Genomic DNA, 15,630 nt, shown 5'->3' with positions numbered 1-15,630 from the left:
GTTGACAAAAGATCCATGCACCAACGCTACATGGATGTGCCCTGAATAAAGTCAGTCGTCTCATTGCTTTAGCTATATGGCGCGGCGCGGCTCTGAACGTCGCCACGAGCGCCGGTTCTAACGCCACACCGCGCCCTTGAATTGGCCGGTCGCGTCTTTTGGAGTGATTCCGGAAAGATCGCAATGATTGGTGTTGTCCGGCATAGGTGCTTGGATCACACGAGCGCTCTTTATTGGGGCATTGATGATGCAATAGGCATCGAAGCGGCTAGGAAGTCCCGGCAACGTGGTCGCTAGATTTCCCCCTGGCCGGCAGTTGACGCTGGCTCCAGTCATACGTCCGTCGGATCCGACCTCTTCCTTGCTGAAGTCGCAGGTTCGGCCCGTGGAGGTTCCTGGTGCCCCTGGAACGCCGCCTATCGTTACACCACGAATGACCACGCCGGTGGTGACAGGTGTTGTTCCTTTGGCACTGTTGTCCTGGGCAACGGTTGGCTGAACAGCAGCACAGGCAGCGGCGAGAGCCAGTAAACAGCCGAATGTTTTTGCTTTCGAAGTCATGAGTCCTCTCCTCTTTTGAAGTCAGTTGCATGGACATTTCAGGCGCTCTGCCGCCTGAAATGAGGTCGTGCTTGCACAGGCCCTAGCGGAACCTGATGATGTAGTTAACAGCGATGTTCTTGGGGCGCGTCTCAACGGCCATTCGCGCCGGAGCTGTCGGCGAGCTTGTCGACTTGCTTGAAATAGATGTTCCCGCAGCATTGCCCTGCTGCGAAATGCCCGCCGGCTGGATCACGTCGTAGGAGTGTGTATGATCCTGCATGGCATCGCACTGTAGCGAGCCGACGACGTTTGCGATGTGGTTTCCTGTCGGATCGAGTCTCTGATCCGCATCTGAATCCATTCCGGCACCCGCGTCGAAGCCGCGCAGAAATAGCCCGCGGTAGTCGGGAATTCGAAATTCCAGATCGCCACCTGAACCTCTTTCACCGTAAAGCGTACCCACAACGGCATAGAGCTCCGGGTGAGCAGCGACGTTCAGATAGCGTCCGTCGCAGAGCATCCACCCCTGGCTTTCGATGTAACTAACCCGGAAAATTCAGTGCGCCCCGATGGGGCGTATCACCAGTGGAGGAAGGTTCCACCCAGATAGTAGTCGATTGGTCTGGTAGCTGACGAGCGGCTCGGTCGGGCAACTGGCCGGGTCGAAGCCTCGTGACAAAGGCCGCCTTGGGCGGTTGAGCAATCCGATGGGCCGTAACGTGAGTGAAGCCTGAGCAGGCCTCGAAAGTGATGATGTGGATGCCGACCCGCCTGAATTTCGGGGAAGGCCGCGCGAACGGGGAAGCAATCGACATGTGCACCCGTTCGATCCGCCGGGGTAATGGGCACGGCACGTCGGAAGGGTGATACGGGTAACGGGGGAGACCCGCTCGGCATGAGGGTAGCGGCCTCAACGCAGCCGTCAGGGCGGCGGTGCCGGTGGGAGTCGGACAGGGTCATAATACCGCTGAAGCCGGGTAATGCCGGTGGAGGGAAGGGCCCTGACTTCTGGTGTGCTTTTGACGTTGGTGAGGAGGGGGTGATTGGCGATGAGCCTCGAAACACCCGAAAAGATCAGGAACCTTCAGAGGAAGCTGTACCGTAAGGCGAAGGCGGAGCCCGCTTTCCGCTTCTACGTGCTCTACGACAAGATCTGCCGTGAGGACATGCTGCGCCATGCCTATGCGCTGGCCCGCGCCAATGCGGGTTCGCCGGGCGTGGACAATGTGACCTTCGCGAAGATCGAGGCGGAAGGCGCGGAGAGGTGGCTGGCGGGCCTGCGCGAGGAACTTGTCTCGAAGACCTATCGGCCGCAGCCGGTGCGACGGGTGATGATCCCGAAGCCGGGGGGCGGCGAACGTCCGCTCGGCATCCCGACCATTCGGGACCGGGTGGTTCAGACCGCCGCGAAGCTGGTGCTGGAACCGATATTCGAGGCGGACTTCGAGGATGGTGCCTATGGCTATCGGCCCAGACGCAGTGGGACCGACGCAATCAAGGAAGTGCACCGGCTTGTCTGCCGGGGCCACACGGACGTGGTAGACGCCGATTTGTCGAAATACTTCGACACGATTCCGCATTCGGACCTCCTCAAATCGGTGGCCCGACGCATTGTCGACCGGCACGTGCTGCGGCTGATCAAGCTGTGGCTGAAAGCGCCGATCGAAGAGCGGGACGGTGACGGGAAACGGCACGTGAGCGGTGGTAAGAGCAGCACGCGCGGCACGCCGCAAGGTGGGGTCGCAAGCCCGCTGCTCTCGGTCATCTACATGAACCGGTTCCTGAAACATTGGCGGCTCACCGGACGCGGCGAGGCGTTCCGTGCGCATGTCATCTCCTATGCCGATGACTTCGTCATCCTCAGCCGCGGGCACGCGGTCGAGGCGCTGGCGTGGACGCGGACGGTGATGACGAAACTCGGGCTGACACTCAACGAGGCCAAGACCTCGGTGAAGGATGCCCGCACGGAGCCTTTCGACTTCCTTGGCTATACGTTCGGACCTCACCGCTACCGGAAAGACGGCCATTGGTACCTGGGTGCGAGCCCATCCAAGAAGAGCGTGCAACGGATCAAAACGAAGATTGGCGATCACTTGGTAAACGGTAACAAAGAGCCGTGGCCCGTGGTCTGCACCCGGCTGAACAGGCTTCTGCGCGGCTGGTCAGGCTACTTTGGCTATGGAACACGCTTGCCGGCCTATCGAGCGGTCGACAACCACGTCTATGACCGTGTTCGCACCTTCCTGCGCAAACGGCACAAGGTGCAGGGACGCGGCACACAGCGTTTCTCCGACGACATTGTCTTCGGAAAACTTGGTGTCCTGCGTCTTCGACGCGTGCACATTGGACCGCCGCCGTGTGCCTCACGATGAAACCAGTCGGAAAGCCGGATGCGGGAAATCCGCACGTCCGGTTTGATGAGCGGGGAAGGGAAACGGAGCGATGCCAACACGGCCCAAGCCACCGCGCCCTTCCTCGACTCTACTGGCAGGTTGGCGGATGTGGAGCAAACCGTTGAAATGACGTAGGATTTGGTTGCTAAGGCCGATCCGAATCATTTCCCGGAGACCACACCCGCCATGAACGATCTTACGCTGCCGCTGAGCGGTTTGTCATCAGTGGGCGGCAAATCCGTCATCGCCCGTTTTGACGGCGGCATGCTGTCGTCGAACAGCGGTGTTCTGGCTCTGGCCGAGGTGGAAAAGCGGCTGCGGGTGGCCGAGCGTCTGGCGCGCTGCATCGACGATCCGCGCTGCCCGGACCAGGTGGTCCACAGCCTGGCGGACATGATCGGCTTTCGCATGAAGATGATCGCCGCCGGCTACGAGGATGGCAACGACGCCAACCGGCTGCGCTCCGATCCGGTCTTCAAGATGGCCCAGGATGCGCTGCCGTCGGGTCGGGATCTGGCCTCGCAATCGACGCTGTGCCGGCTGGAGAATCTGCCCGGCGTGCGGGAGCTGGTCGCCATGGGGCGAGCGATGATCGACCTCTATTGCGCTTCCTTCCGGCAGGTGCCGAAGCGGATCGTGCTCGATATCGACGATACTTTTGATGCCGTGCATGGCGGTCAGCAATTGCGCCTGTTCAACGCGCATTACGACGAATACGGCTTCCAGCCGATCGTGGTGTTCGATGGCGATGGCCGGTTCGTCAGCGCGATCCTGCGGCCGGCCAGGCGGCCGAGCGGGGCTGAGATCCGCCCCCACCTGCGCCGCCTTGGTGCGGGCGATCCGGAGCAATTGGCCGAACACACGGATCCTGATCCGGGCCGACAGCCATTATTGCAGTCCACTGGTCATTGGCTGGTGCCGCGCCAACGGTGTCGACTTCGTCCTCGGCTTGGCGCCCACCACGACCCTGCACAAGCATGTCGCGCATCTGGAAGCCACCACGCTGGCGCGTTTTGAGGCGTCGGCGAAATCGAACAAGGTCCGCCGCTTCAAGGAGTTCTTTGACGGCGCCGCCAGTTGGAGCCGCGTGGAGCGCATCATCGCGCGGGTCGAGGTCGGCGCCAAAGGAGCCGACACCCGCTTCATCGTCACCAATCTGGCCAGTGGCAAGGCCAAGGCGCTCTACGAGGACCTCTACTGCCGGCGCGGCGCGGCCGAGAACCACATCAAGTCCTGGGAAGACGCATCTTGCCGCCGACCGCACATCCTGCACAAGAGCGACGGCCAACCAGTTCCGGCTCTTCCTGCATGCCGGCGCCTATTGGCTGATGTGGGGCCTGCGCGCTGCGATGCCGAAACGCTCGAGCTTTGCCGTCGCCCAATTCGACACGCTGCGATTGCGCCTCATCAAAATCGCCGCGCGGGTGGTCGAGATCAAAACGCAAATCCGCCTGCACCTGCCGACATCCTGCCCCGACCAGCGTATTCTGCGCATCGTCCTCGACCGCATCCCGCGGCTCGCGACATAACCGCAGGGGCGCAGACGCCCCGAAACGAACCCGCCGACCGCAACCTGCAAACCCCGCCTTCCCATCACGACGGATCACCGCCGGCGCCTGACGAGGCTTGTCAAAAAACACCGCAACGGCGGCCAGATCGCCGCTTCAGGCCGCCAAAACCTCATCGCCGTGCATCAAGGCGGCTAAGTGGGGCATCGGCTTTTGTCCCTGCCTTCGATTCCGAGTTTGAGCAAGCTGCGTTGGCCCAGATCGTATTCCTGGAGCCGGTAACGGGATGTACCTGCCCAGCGAAAGGGCAGACGGTACCGATGGGAATTCCTGCAGACACGATGGCATCCCTCATTTCGCTATTCTTTGAATGGAACAGCGACGGTTTGATGCGTGGCGGCGCCGTTTGCCTCGGAAGTGCAACCGCCCGAATACTACGGATCACGTCTCACTGGCTCCGCACAGTTCTGCGCGAAGCCAGGAACTGGATTTTCGGGCGGACTAGGCCGGGGAAATATCCCAGGTATTGTCGCCCTGAAGCACGCAGTTGAGATTGTAGACTGCAGCCGGGAATTTCGCCTCTTCCGTCTGTGTGACTGTGTTGATGTTGAGCACCGTGCCGATCCTCAAGTTTGATCCCGCCGCTACCCAATAGCTCGGCGTGGGTGTGAATGTGTGCTTCAGATTGGTCCCTGCTTGTACACAATAGGTACCGGTACCGGACATGCCGATGCCAACTGAAAATCTGTTGTTCGGGACATCGGCGCCATCGTTGATGACCAGAGAACCGCTGGGTGGCCCTTGGATCGGGTCGCTAAGACCAGGTCCCGGCGTTAAGGAAAACTCCGTCGTATTCTTCCCGGCCGGACTGCAATTCTTCGCGCCGGAAGCCAGAAAATCGACACCTGGGATCAATTGGCCGGTGTCGCTCCAAACGAAATTGTAGTCGATTTCCCAGGTGAACCTGATCTGGTCGCCGACGCGGATCTGATATGGCGAGCAAAACCATGCCAGAGAGAAGACATCCGCCACCTGTTGCGGCATCTTTTGATAAACATAAAAGGTCCATGGCTGGGCGGATTGATTTTTAAGCAACAGCGAATATTGCGTTCCCTGAGCGAGCGCAGCCTTTGCCTGCTGAGACGCACGCAGGTCATGCGGCATCTCTTTGTCGGCATAACTGATGTGAATAGACATTGGCATCCCTTTCCTGAAGGTTGATGATCGGACCGACATTGGCAAGGTCCGATTGCCACCGCAGGGTAGCCAGACGGCTCAATTGTCTGATAGTAAAATCAGCGTAAAAACCTTCGCATTACGCGTTAAATTTCGATGTTATGGTTTTTACGCAGGAAGTCATAAGTAAAAATAAAACTATCAAATCATATAAACCTTTATACAATATATTCATACGCCCCCATGAAGGGGAGCATGAGGAATGTGGGGCGGTTATGCGGCGAGAGCTGTTGCGTCTGTTCGTGATTGTCGTTCGCCATACCGGAGCGTTGGTGCATGGATCCTTTGTCAACGGTTTGGCGATAGGCAGGCAGGATCGAAATCAGCTTGATTTGAGTGCCATGCCGTACAAACACCACGCAGATCGTCGTCATCACGTCGGAAAGATGAAATTCAGGGTGACGAATTGGCGTGACTACGAAGCAGGTCTGCGCCGGCGTGGTAGCCTGACCTTATGGGTAACGCCGGAGGCACTTGCGGGATGGCGCGCTCCGCGACGCAAGACCCGCGGCGGCCAAGCCCGGTATTCCGATCTCGCCATTGAGACAGCGCTGACGCTGGGTTGCGTCTTCGCAATGCGGCTGCGCCAGACCGAGGGATTGCTTCACTCGCTGCTGGATCTCATGGGGCTGAAAGTCCCAGTTCCAGATCATACGACGCTGAGCCGTCGGGCACGGCGTTGGTGCGCGGATATGAAATCGAACGCATTTCGATCATTAATGTAGTTGGTTATGCCTGCGTGACTTGACGCCGGATAGACTCCGGGCGTGCCCATGCCAGCATGCGGTTGAGAACGATGCAACCGATGGCAACCTCGGTCTGTTGAGCCGGAAGAGAGCGTGCTCGCAGGCGCCGTCCGATCAGCCCCTTGTATCGTCCGATGGCTGTTTCGCTCAGCGCCCGCTTGCCGTAGCCGGAGGCTGCCTGCCATTTCAGCCGACCGTCGCTTGCGATTGCGGCAATGTGCTTGTCCCTTTGACCAGGCGGTCCGGCATCACCGCTTTCCACCGCCGTGGAACGCGGTGGAATGACGATGTTCGCGGTTGCGCTGTGCTGCAGGATAGACCGATAGGTTGGCTTGCCGTCATAGGCTCCGTCGGCTGTGAACTGGTCGATCTCGCCGTCGATCTGATCGAGCAGCGGTGCCACCTGGGAAGGATCATCCGTGTCCTGATCTGTCAGCCTTTGGGCAATGATCGCGCCACTTTTGGCATCCACTGCCAGATGCAGCTTGCGCCAGTTGCGACGTGATCTGGCGCCATGTTTCTGCTCCAGCCATTGCCCGGCGCCGTAGACTTTCAATCCCGTGCTATCGACAAGCCCATGCAGCGGGCCGTCCGGCTGCGGCGGGTTTCGTCGGGCTGATGGCTCCCACTTCTGTGCCCGACGGCTCAGCGTCGTATGATCTGGAACTGGGACTTTCAGCCCCATGAGATCCAGCAGCGAGTGGAGCAATCCCTCGGTCTGGCGCAGCCGCATTGCCAAGACGCAACCCAGCGTCAGCGCTGTCTCAATGGCGAGATCGGAATACCGGGCTTGGCCGCCGCGGGTCTTGCGTCGCGGAGCGCGCCATCCCGCCAGTGCCTCCGGCGTTACCCATAAGGTCAGGCTACCACGCCGGCGCAGACCTGCTTCGTAGTCACGCCAATTCGTCACCCTGAATTTCATCTTTCCGACGTGATGACGACGATCTGCGTTGTGTTTGTACGGCATGGCACTCGCATCAAGCTGATTTCGATCCTGCCTGCCTATCGCCAAACCGTTGACAAAGGATCCATGCACCAACGCTGCGACGAGAAGAAACGCGCCACGCTCGACTTTGGCGATGAACTAGAAACGCCACCAGCCCCGCCAGTCGATCCGAACGCGGTGAAGGCGGCGACACGCGCGGCGGGATTCCGTGAAACCCCGAAAGCCCCCGAGCTGTTTCCGTCATCCCCTGGACGGCCGCCACGCCGCACGCGGCGCAAGACAGGCCGCACGGAGCAGTTTGCGACCCGGTTACGCGCCGATACGCTCGAAGCGATCTATGCCTATGCCGACCGCCACGAGATCACGCTTGCGGAGACGATCGAGCGGGCGATGAGTGCGCTTATCGACAGCGAGGGGTAGTGCGGTTTCCGATCGGCTCTATATGTGATAGTGTTCAATCCTATTGAGCGCGATTGATGAATGGAGGTTCCCAATGCGCAGCACGCAACAATTCAGCGTCACGTTGCCGAACGAAATGGCGCAGATGGTCAAGACCAAGGTTTCATCGGGCGAGTATGCCAGCGAGAGCGAGGTTATCCGCGACGGGCTGCGTGCCTTGCAGGCGCGTGACAAGGCCCTTGAGAGTTGGCTGCGCACGGAAGGCGTTGCCGCCTACGACAACCTGAAAGCCGATCCTGGCCGCGCGCTCAGTGTGGACCAGGTGCGGCAGCACCTGGCCGACAAGCGCAAGCGGCCCGCTGCGTGACCCATACGGTCCATTTCACCCCGGAAGCCCAGCAACAGCTTGACGAGCTGGAAACCCATATCGCCGGGGTGGGGTCGCCCAACGTGGCGGCGCGATATGTCGATAACATCGTGGACTATTGCGAAAATCTGCAAACATTTCCGCACCGAGGTACGCGGCGCGACGATCTTCGGCCGGGCCTGCGAACGCTTGGTTTTCGCCGACGCGTGACGATTCTGTTTGAGGTAGCGGACGACACCGTGAATATTATCGGCGTCTATTATGGCGGCCAGGACTACGAAGCCGCCTTGCGGGACAATGAGGAATAGGGGCCAGGCGTTCGCGCTCTGCATCCAGCCCCGACCGCCCCTACGGGCCCTATGTGAGAGAGCGGGCCAGCCGGGGCTGTCGCGACCTATATCAAGGTTCGCGGCCGTTGGATGTACCTTTACCGCGCCATCGACAGCGTCGGCGACACGGTCGAATTCTTCTTCAGCGAACACCGTGATCTTCCGGCGGCCAAACGCTTCCTGCGCAAGGCGCTTGCACACCATGGACGCCCGAACCGCATCGTCGTCGACGGCAGTCAGACCAATCGTGAGGCAATCATTTCCTGCGATACTGAAAGCCGTCTGCGGGAGCGATCACACAAACCACCGATCCATATCCGCAAGAGCCAATACCTCACGGATCGAACAGGATCACCGGCGCATCAAGCGCCGCGTTCGATCCATGCTCGGCTTCAAGTCTATGGAGAATGCCCAGATCACCCTCTCCGGCATCGAGCTGGTCCACATGATGCGAAAGCGACAGGCGAGGTTCGCCTACAATCCGAGTCCGTCAATTGCCGAGCAATTCGAAATGCTCACCGCCTGATCAATGCTCCCAGGCGACGCTCTTCCCGTCCACATCCCGGAATTGCGACAGAGCCCATCGGCCAACCCCCGTGGATTTTCCGGGCTAAGTTGACAACGCCTTGATTTTTGCTTCGACATTCTCGGCGTCGTCGGCCCGCGCCGAAAGCAGCCCGATTGACTTCAAAGGCGCCGACCGATTTGTGAAGAAGTCTCGCGAGTATCGTATTTTCGTCTAATCTCTTCAAGCCTTGGGTCAAATGCTTGAGACTTTTCCCAGATATCCCCACGATAGGGTCGCCCAGGACGGTGATCCCAGTATTTCCTCATGACGGAATAGACCGACGCTGTGAATGCGTGATACCGGTCGACATCAACATCGTCGTTGTCGCTCCAGTGAAGTTCAAAGCGTGTGAGGATGTCACCGAGCGGCATCGAGCACTTGTGTTGAAGTTCGGTGATTCTCCCGCCACCAACGGTGACAAGCGCGTACATCCGCAGGCGGAATTCCTCGTCCTTCACGCTCTCGAAGCACTCGCATATGTCGAGAAGCACGGGATCACAGTTTGGAACCAGCCAGTCCGCAACCGTTGTGAAGTGAGACCCTCCCATTTCCCAACCCACCATAGATTTTTCCCAAAAGCGAAGGGGGTCGATCTTGAAAGTCGTCGCGCGGAGTTCCGACAGCATTTCGGGATTCTTTTTTAGAAAGGCGGAGGCCGGCAGCATTCGGATGTCAACAATTGATCCGGTGCCCCACCCTCAACGTCAGAGAAGGCGTCCATAATGCCATTCCCTAAATGCTCCCGCAATATAGATATATTTTCTGAAACTGGCAGTAGACTGAATAGAGAGACATGACAAACCGGCTCTTCTTTCTTCTGAACGAATACGACCTTGAAGTAAATTGACAACTCACGCGGGAGGCCAACCGCTTTTGCAACGATGTTGTTTTCGATGCAGACACGCAACTGCCTTAGGTCAAGAACTGATTCTCGCCAAGTGGCGTATTTTGGCGCATCGACCAATTGAAGGTCCAAGCGAGACACAACGCCCACTTCAGCTGCGGCTCCGCCGCGCATGGCCCACATCAGATCAGGGTATGACGATTCGTTTACCTCCAAAACCGTTCCATCCCAAAGTACAACGCGGCCACCAAGTAGAGTTTGGCAGCCTAGACCGTATTTTCGTGAAAGAATGACGTCCCAACCAGCAGTTGTAAAGTGTCCACCGGCTGCCACCTCATAACAATCACCATGAGGAACAACTTTCTCGGCTTTGTTTAGATAGTGGATCGTCTGCCCGAGTATTCCGCCAGGATCGAGTATTAGGACGTCATCCTTGATGCACGCCGAGGTCATGTTGGAGAGATTGATCATTACACCTTCGCACGATGCGCCGTTGAAGTAGCCGTGACCGCCTGCACGAACAGAGACCGCAATATTGTTATAGATCCGATATTGCCGCAGCAATCGCAGGGTCTCGGAAAGCCCCCATTCGCTAAATGGGCTAATGACAATATAGGGAACCGCCGCATCGTGGTTATGCATCTGCGCGTAGGCCGGGAGCCTGGTATTGCGCACTTCTTCAAAGTGAATTCCTCGGGCGTGCAGTTCAAGAACTAGCATTACAGTTGCGGTTTAGATTTCAGATGAGCTCGTCGAGCGGCCGCCTGATGGGCGCGCCTCCAGCATGACCATGCGATGACGTAGGCGGGTTTTATGCGACGCTGGGCGAGTCTGATGGCGATGCGCCGGACTTCCTGGATAGACCAGCGGATCAAATCCTGATGGTCGGCATCCGCGGTCTTTTTTGGGGCGTCACGTCATTGGCGCGGTATCGGATCACCGCCATCATGGCGAAGGCCAGCATGACGAGGGAGACGTGGCGATGCCAGCCATGCCATGACCGGGTTTCGTTGTGATCGAGTCCGAGCTCGTTCTTGGCGGTCTCGAAGCTGTCTTCGATCGCCCAGCGATGGCCTTCAACGGAAACGAGCGTCTGGATGCCCGTCCCGGCCGGGCACCATGTGGTGAAGAATGCGAGATCACCGTCGCTGATATTGCGCCGGATTAGGAGGCCACGGGTCCAAAGCCCCGATTTCGTCTCGTTATATTCGTCGGCATCGAGATCGGCGAGTTCGCAGTAGGCCCAGTCATGAAGCCGCGCGCCTTTGGTGCCCTCACCGGCGGAAAGACGCTGCCATGCAGTTGGATCAAGATCACGGGCGATCTCCTGAGCTGTGCCGGCGACCGGAGGCTTACCCGACCAGGAGCCGAAATGGTGGTCCGATTTGACCCCAAGAACGTAGCCTTTGCAGGCTCGGCGCAGGGTTCCTTCGACGTCCCCGACGCCATACACCGCATCTGCGGCCACCCATGAAAACGGCACATCGGCTGCCAGCGCACGCCGTATCATATCGACAGCCAAGCCTGGCTTGGTAGCGAAGGCTATAGCCTCAGGAACATGGGTTGCTGCAAGCCTTGCCCGATCTCCGGTCCAGCTTTTGGGCAAGTACAAGGCCCGGTCGATAAAGGCATGACCGCGAGCGGACACATAGGCGGCGAACACACCGATCTGGCAGTTCGTTATCTTGCCTGCCGAACCTGTATATTGACGCGCAACACCGCACGACGTCTTGCCCTGCTTGAGGAAGCCCGTCTCGTCGATGACCAGGACCGCATCATCCGTGGCGAGGTTTTCTACAACATACTCTCGCACGATGTCGCGAAGTGCGTCCGCGTCCCAACGCCCGCGACCCAGAACGGCTTGTTGCCGCCACGGGCCGGGGTCACCGGCCGCCTCAGCGCGCATCCAACCTGTCTTACGCCGCTCGTCACCCAGCAGGCCGTCCAGGAAGAGGTTCGCAGAGGCTGCAACTCGCTCCTGCGTAAACAGTCCGCGCATGCGAGCCTTCACGTCACGCAGCGATGATGCCCAAAGCTCAAGCGTCGTCTCGATTGATGCACCTGTCATCCATGACCTCCGAATCATGGAGACCCATAGATTCAGACCGTAGATAAATATGCAACTGTAATGCTAGGTTCCGTGGACAAAGGTTGACGGAGAATCCGGTTTTTGATTCAAGGCTCCGATTTGGAGGCAGCCTTGGGCGAACGGATCGGAGTGTCGGACGAGGAGTGGGCGCTGATCGGGCCGCTCCTTCCATCTGAGCGGGGACGCGGGTGTCGGCCGGCACAAGACAACCGGCTCTATTTCGAGGGCATGATGTGGATGGCGCGGACGGGGTCGCAATGGCGACACCTGCCGGACGAATATGGCAAGTGGAACAGCGTGTTTCGCCGCTACCGACGATGGGTCGAAACCGGCGTCTTCGATGCCATGCTCGAAACGCTGGCCGAGATGGTCGAGCGAGACGTCAGCGCCGATATGATCGACAGCACCATCGTCCGAGCACATCATTGTGCAGTCGGCATAAAAAGGGGACTCAGGAAGCCGAGGCGCTTGGCCGATCGCGTGGCGGCTTCACCACAAAACTTCATGCCCGATGCGATGCCAAAGGCCGCCCGCTTGGCTTCGTGCTGACGCCCGGACAGACGCACGATACGCAAGGTTTTGCCCCCTTGTTCCGGATGATCACCGTCCGGATCGAAGCTTTCCTTGCCGACAAAGGATATGACGCGGACGCCATCCGCGAAGAGATCGCCAAGGCCGATGTCGAGGCGGTCATCCCGGCCAAAAGCAACCGGCGCGAACCCACCCCGCATGATCGATGCAAATACAAATGGCGCAATCAGATCGAGCGGCTCTTCAACAAGCTCAAGAACTGGCGGCGCGTCGCAACTCGATATGACAAGACCAGGGAGTCATATCTCGGCTTTGTTGCGCTCGCGTCAATCAAGCTCTGGATGCCCTTTGTCCACGAAACCTAGAGAGTTATAACTGATAAGGTCACAAATCTCTGAGCTACGAACAATTGCACGACCCCCATTAGGATATTCACTCTGATTCATATTCATACTGTCGCCCTCTGCGATCGAATCGCTCACGATTGTCCGTTGTATTGCATAGACCTTATTTGCGGCGTCCGCGACCTAGCAGTTTCCGCTTAACATGGCGATTCACGTTGTCTGGATATATACGCGTTGAGGCCTGGGGCGGGACGAAGAGATTGCGCAGCGCCGAGACGATCGAGACGATCGAGACGAAGCGTTGCAGTGCTCCTGGTGATCGCAAGCCTTGCATCATCCGCTCCCGTTTTCGCAGCGGCACATGTGCATTCTGCGCCCGGTTGTTCAATCCCTTGTGCGATCGATGTTCAACGGCCGGCATCACTTGACGCTTGGCCGCTCCATAGGAGCGCATCTTGTCGGTGACCATGCGCTTCGGTGCGACGCCTTGCTTCTTCAGCAGCCGCGTCAGCAAGCGCTTGGCCGCCTTGGTGTTGCGGCGGTTCTGGACGATCTCGTCGAGCCCATAGCCATCCTGGTCGACGGTGCGCCACAACCAGTGTTTCCTGCCGGCGATGGTGATGACGACCTCGTCCAGGTGCTAGAGCACGTCCCGCGATCGATGAATCGATTGTGATGTGACGTCGGGCTGCATGGGTGATTCAACATCCCCTTTGATGAGGTGGATGATGGCAAGAGCACTGAGCGGCGATCTTCGATCCCGGGTCTTGAAGGCTTCGGACGCGGGCATGTCGGCACGGCAGGCGGCGGCGCGGTTCGGCGTCGGCATATCGAGTGCGATCCGGTGGATCGCACGGGCGAAGATCGGCGAGCGGATGCCTCGCCCGCAAGGCCGCCGACGCGCGTCCAGCCTTGATGCCCACGAAGCCTTCATCGTCGGGCTGATCGATGAGCGCAAGGACATCACGCTGAACGAAATGGTGGAACGGCTGGGGGACGAGCGGTCGGTACGGATCAGCCGCAGCGCCTTGAGCGCATGGCTTCGCGGCCACGGGTGGACGTTCAAAAAAAGTCCGCACACGCACTGGAGCAGGACCGCCCCGACATCCTGAAGCGCCGTCGCGCCTGGTTCGACGGCCAGCTCGATCTCGATCCAGCGAAGCTCGTCTTCATTGATGAGACCGGGCTATCGACCAAGATGGCCCGTCTGCGGGGACGTGCGCCGCGCGGTGAGCGCTGCCGGGCCGGCGTGCCGCACGGCCATTGGAAGACCACCACCTTCACCGGCGCGTTACGGCTGACAGGAATGACCGCTCCGTTCGTCTACGACGGCGCCATGAACGGCAACGTGTTCCTGGCTTATGTTGAGCAGGTTCTGGTTCCGACCCTGTCGGAGGGCGACGTCGTCATCATGGACAATTTGCCGGCGCACAAGGCGGCCGGCGTGCGCGAGGCGATCGAGACGACCGGCTCGAGGCTCATGTTCCTGCCGCCCTACAGCCCCGACTTCAATCCGATCGAAAACGCCTTCTCAAAACTCAAGGCTCTTATGCGCGCCAAAGCCGAGAGAACAATCACAGCCCTGTGGAACGCCGTCGGATCGCTCGTTGACCTCTTCACCCCAGCCGAATGCCAGAACTACTTCAAGGCCGCAGGCTATGACCCGGATTAAACCGGACGTGCTCTAGACATCGTTTCGGCTGCGCTGCTTGCGGCGCAAGCGGCGAGCGTCATGCGGACCGAACTTGATGCCCCACCGGCGGATTGTCTCATACGAAACCACGATCCCACGCTCCAGCAGCATTTCCTCGACCAGACGCAGGCTCAAGGGGAACCTGTAGGAGAGCCAGACTGCATGGGCGATGATCTGCGGATGATCTGCGCCGGGAAACGATGGCGCTTGTAGCTGACGGTCGCGGTGTTCATGCCATCGGTCTATGCCGCAAATCCCTGAACGCGAGTTAAGGTGATAACGCCGTTGGCTCTGATGCGGTCAGGTCGATTTCCGATTGATTTGGCGATGTTCCAGCCGTCTGGCGCGGATACGGTGTGAATCCGGCTGGTCACCCAAAGATGAATAGCCAGCCACAAAATTCACTTCAGCTTCACGACAATCCCTCCGACCGACAGATTGAGCTTCAATCCCGCCGTGGTCGAATGGAAATGCACGATGACGCCATTCTGATTTTCGAGCGCCACGACGCTGCCGCCGCCCGCGAGTGTCGCACCTGCGCCGGCCGCGACATAGGTTCCGGCGACATCTTCGACCTTCTTCAGATTGTAAACGGTTCCGGCGCCGTCAATTCGCTCGGCTCCGACATCGATGAAGGTCAATCCCGAAACGGTGAAAGGATAGGATTTACCCTCGAAGTTCAGGGCTCCGTTACCCCACGTGTAGCCAAAGCCAGCAGCCACGCTGCTGCCGGAAAATGTCATGGTTGCATCGACGGGCCCGTGAACTTCTTCTGCTCTCGCAGAGAAGGAAAATCCGATGAGGGAAAGTACGGTCAGACAGATAAGACCAAGTCGTTTCATGTGAGTTCTCCTTTTTGGCGGGCGATTGGAATCTGTCATCGGTGACGTCGCCCCTTGTTGATTCACGTCAAGCAAAGGCGGAATAATTCCTTTTCTATCCTGGCTCCTCTATCCTGGCTCCGAGGAAAGGTACCCGCTTCAGCTCTCGGCACCGGGGTGCTCCGAGGACACGACGAGCAATGCAGCAGCGGCGGTGTCGACTTCCCTTGGACGACGGCTCGGACCACGATCTTTGCTGGTCGGGCATTATCA

General features: G+C 59.0%; 12 protein-coding genes and 7 pseudogenes. 9 read left to right on the top strand and 10 right to left on the bottom strand.

The window, feature by feature from the left end; translation table 11 throughout:
- Nucleotides 1–117 precede the first annotated feature (117 nt).
- Nucleotides 118–561 carry a protein rhiC gene (locus tag HB777_35925; protein QND69160.1) on the bottom strand — a complete coding sequence of 148 codons (444 nt, stop codon included), beginning with the start codon at nt 559–561 and terminating at the stop codon, nt 118–120.
- 82 nt (nt 562–643) lie between these two features.
- Nucleotides 644–1,063, bottom strand: coding sequence for a tail fiber protein (locus tag HB777_35920; GenBank protein QND69159.1), 420 nt, complete (start codon nt 1,061–1,063; stop codon nt 644–646).
- A gap of 523 nt (nt 1,064–1,586) precedes the next feature.
- Here HB777_35920 and ltrA point away from each other — a divergent pair.
- Together ltrA and HB777_35910 are read left to right on the top strand one after the other, a co-directional pair.
- The gene (gene ltrA / locus HB777_35915; GenBank protein ID QND69158.1) at nt 1,587–2,915 is read left to right on the top strand and encodes a group II intron reverse transcriptase/maturase; all 1,329 of its coding nucleotides are present in this window, start codon (nt 1,587–1,589) and stop codon (nt 2,913–2,915) included.
- A gap of 207 nt (nt 2,916–3,122) precedes the next feature.
- Nucleotides 3,123–4,465: pseudogene (locus HB777_35910) on the top strand (IS1380 family transposase).
- Nucleotides 4,466–4,945: 480 nt separating this feature from the next.
- On the opposite strand, the gene HB777_35905 reads toward HB777_35910, so the two are convergent.
- Complete coding sequence (locus HB777_35905) at nt 4,946–5,641, bottom strand: protein rhiA (protein ID QND69157.1); 696 nt, start codon at nt 5,639–5,641, stop codon at nt 4,946–4,948.
- A 380-nt stretch (nt 5,642–6,021) separates the two neighbouring features.
- Between HB777_35905 and HB777_35900 the strand changes: the two are divergent.
- Nucleotides 6,022–6,384 (top strand): annotated as a pseudogene (locus HB777_35900) (IS5/IS1182 family transposase).
- A 25-nt stretch (nt 6,385–6,409) separates the two neighbouring features.
- Here the strand turns inward: HB777_35900 and HB777_35895 are convergent.
- The gene (locus HB777_35895; protein ID QND69156.1) at nt 6,410–7,393 is read right to left on the bottom strand and encodes an IS5 family transposase; all 984 of its coding nucleotides are present in this window, start codon (nt 7,391–7,393) and stop codon (nt 6,410–6,412) included.
- 63 nt (nt 7,394–7,456) lie between these two features.
- On the opposite strand from HB777_35895, the gene HB777_35890 reads away from it, so the two are divergent.
- From HB777_35890 to HB777_35875, 4 genes and pseudogenes are all read left to right on the top strand, one after another.
- Complete coding sequence (locus tag HB777_35890; GenBank protein ID QND69313.1) at nt 7,457–7,792, top strand: stability/partitioning determinant; 336 nt, start codon at nt 7,457–7,459, stop codon at nt 7,790–7,792.
- Nucleotides 7,793–7,865: 73 nt separating this feature from the next.
- Nucleotides 7,866–8,138, top strand: a complete 273-nt coding sequence (locus HB777_35885) for a type II toxin-antitoxin system ParD family antitoxin (GenBank protein QND69155.1) — start codon at nt 7,866–7,868, stop codon at nt 8,136–8,138.
- Nucleotides 8,135–8,446: a type II toxin-antitoxin system RelE/ParE family toxin gene (locus HB777_35880; protein ID QND69154.1), complete on the top strand. Its 312-nt coding sequence runs from the start codon at nt 8,135–8,137 to the stop codon at nt 8,444–8,446. The genes HB777_35885 and HB777_35880 overlap by 4 nt, the downstream gene beginning before the upstream one ends.
- An 84-nt stretch (nt 8,447–8,530) precedes the next feature.
- Nucleotides 8,531–8,993 (top strand): annotated as a pseudogene (locus tag HB777_35875) (IS6 family transposase).
- Between the two features lie 161 nt (nt 8,994–9,154).
- Here the strand turns inward: HB777_35875 and HB777_35870 are convergent.
- The 3 genes from HB777_35870 to HB777_35860 all read right to left on the bottom strand — a co-directional run bounded on the left by HB777_35870 (nt 9,155) and on the right by HB777_35860 (nt 11,965).
- Nucleotides 9,155–9,700 (bottom strand): hypothetical protein, encoded by a 546-nt coding sequence (locus tag HB777_35870; protein QND69153.1) that lies wholly within the window; start codon nt 9,698–9,700, stop codon nt 9,155–9,157.
- On the bottom strand, nt 9,676–10,599 hold the full coding sequence (locus HB777_35865) for an FAD-binding oxidoreductase (protein QND69152.1): 924 nt from the start codon (nt 10,597–10,599) through the stop codon (nt 9,676–9,678). Before HB777_35865 ends, HB777_35870 begins: the two co-directional genes overlap by 25 nt.
- A gap of 151 nt (nt 10,600–10,750) precedes the next feature.
- A complete protein-coding gene (locus HB777_35860; GenBank protein QND69151.1) occupies nt 10,751–11,965 on the bottom strand; it encodes an IS701 family transposase in 1,215 nt (404 codons plus the stop codon).
- A gap of 126 nt (nt 11,966–12,091) precedes the next feature.
- On the opposite strand from HB777_35860, the pseudogene HB777_35855 reads away from it, so the two are divergent.
- A pseudogene (locus HB777_35855) lies at nt 12,092–12,864 on the top strand (IS5 family transposase).
- Between the two features lie 223 nt (nt 12,865–13,087).
- Here the strand turns inward: HB777_35855 and HB777_35850 are convergent.
- Nucleotides 13,088–13,483: pseudogene (locus tag HB777_35850) on the bottom strand (IS6 family transposase).
- Between the two features lie 88 nt (nt 13,484–13,571).
- On the opposite strand from HB777_35850, the pseudogene HB777_35845 reads away from it, so the two are divergent.
- A pseudogene (locus HB777_35845) lies at nt 13,572–14,515 on the top strand (IS630 family transposase).
- Between the two features lie 15 nt (nt 14,516–14,530).
- Here HB777_35845 and HB777_35840 read toward each other — a convergent pair.
- A pseudogene (locus HB777_35840) lies at nt 14,531–14,769 on the bottom strand (IS6 family transposase).
- Between the two features lie 168 nt (nt 14,770–14,937).
- Nucleotides 14,938–15,378, bottom strand: coding sequence for a hypothetical protein (locus HB777_35835; GenBank protein ID QND69150.1), 441 nt, complete (start codon nt 15,376–15,378; stop codon nt 14,938–14,940).
- Nucleotides 15,379–15,630: the final 252 nt, after the last annotated feature.

The organism is Mesorhizobium loti (assembly GCA_014189435.1).
GTDB lineage: Bacteria > Pseudomonadota > Alphaproteobacteria > Rhizobiales > Rhizobiaceae > Mesorhizobium > Mesorhizobium loti_G.
This window is presented reverse-complemented; position numbering and strand designations above follow the sequence as displayed.

Excerpts from the sequence above, each read along its gene's own strand:
- HB777_35925 (QND69160.1), bottom strand. The coding sequence starts at position 561 with ATGACTTCGAAAGCAAAAACATTCGGCTGTTTACTGGCTCTCGCCGCT.
- HB777_35920 (QND69159.1), bottom strand. The coding sequence starts at position 1,063 with ATGCTCTGCGACGGACGCTATCTGAACGTCGCTGCTCACCCGGAGCTC.
- HB777_35905 (QND69157.1), bottom strand. The coding sequence starts at position 5,641 with ATGTCTATTCACATCAGTTATGCCGACAAAGAGATGCCGCATGACCTG.
- HB777_35895 (QND69156.1), bottom strand. The coding sequence starts at position 7,393 with ATGCCGTACAAACACAACGCAGATCGTCGTCATCACGTCGGAAAGATG.
- HB777_35890 (QND69313.1), top strand. The coding sequence starts at position 7,457 with ATGCACCAACGCTGCGACGAGAAGAAACGCGCCACGCTCGACTTTGGC.
- HB777_35885 (QND69155.1), top strand. The coding sequence starts at position 7,866 with ATGCGCAGCACGCAACAATTCAGCGTCACGTTGCCGAACGAAATGGCG.
- HB777_35870 (QND69153.1), bottom strand. The coding sequence starts at position 9,700 with ATGCTGCCGGCCTCCGCCTTTCTAAAAAAGAATCCCGAAATGCTGTCG.
- HB777_35865 (QND69152.1), bottom strand. The coding sequence starts at position 10,599 with ATGCTAGTTCTTGAACTGCACGCCCGAGGAATTCACTTTGAAGAAGTG.
- HB777_35860 (QND69151.1), bottom strand. The coding sequence starts at position 11,965 with ATGATTCGGAGGTCATGGATGACAGGTGCATCAATCGAGACGACGCTT.
- HB777_35835 (QND69150.1), bottom strand. The coding sequence starts at position 15,378 with ATGAAACGACTTGGTCTTATCTGTCTGACCGTACTTTCCCTCATCGGA.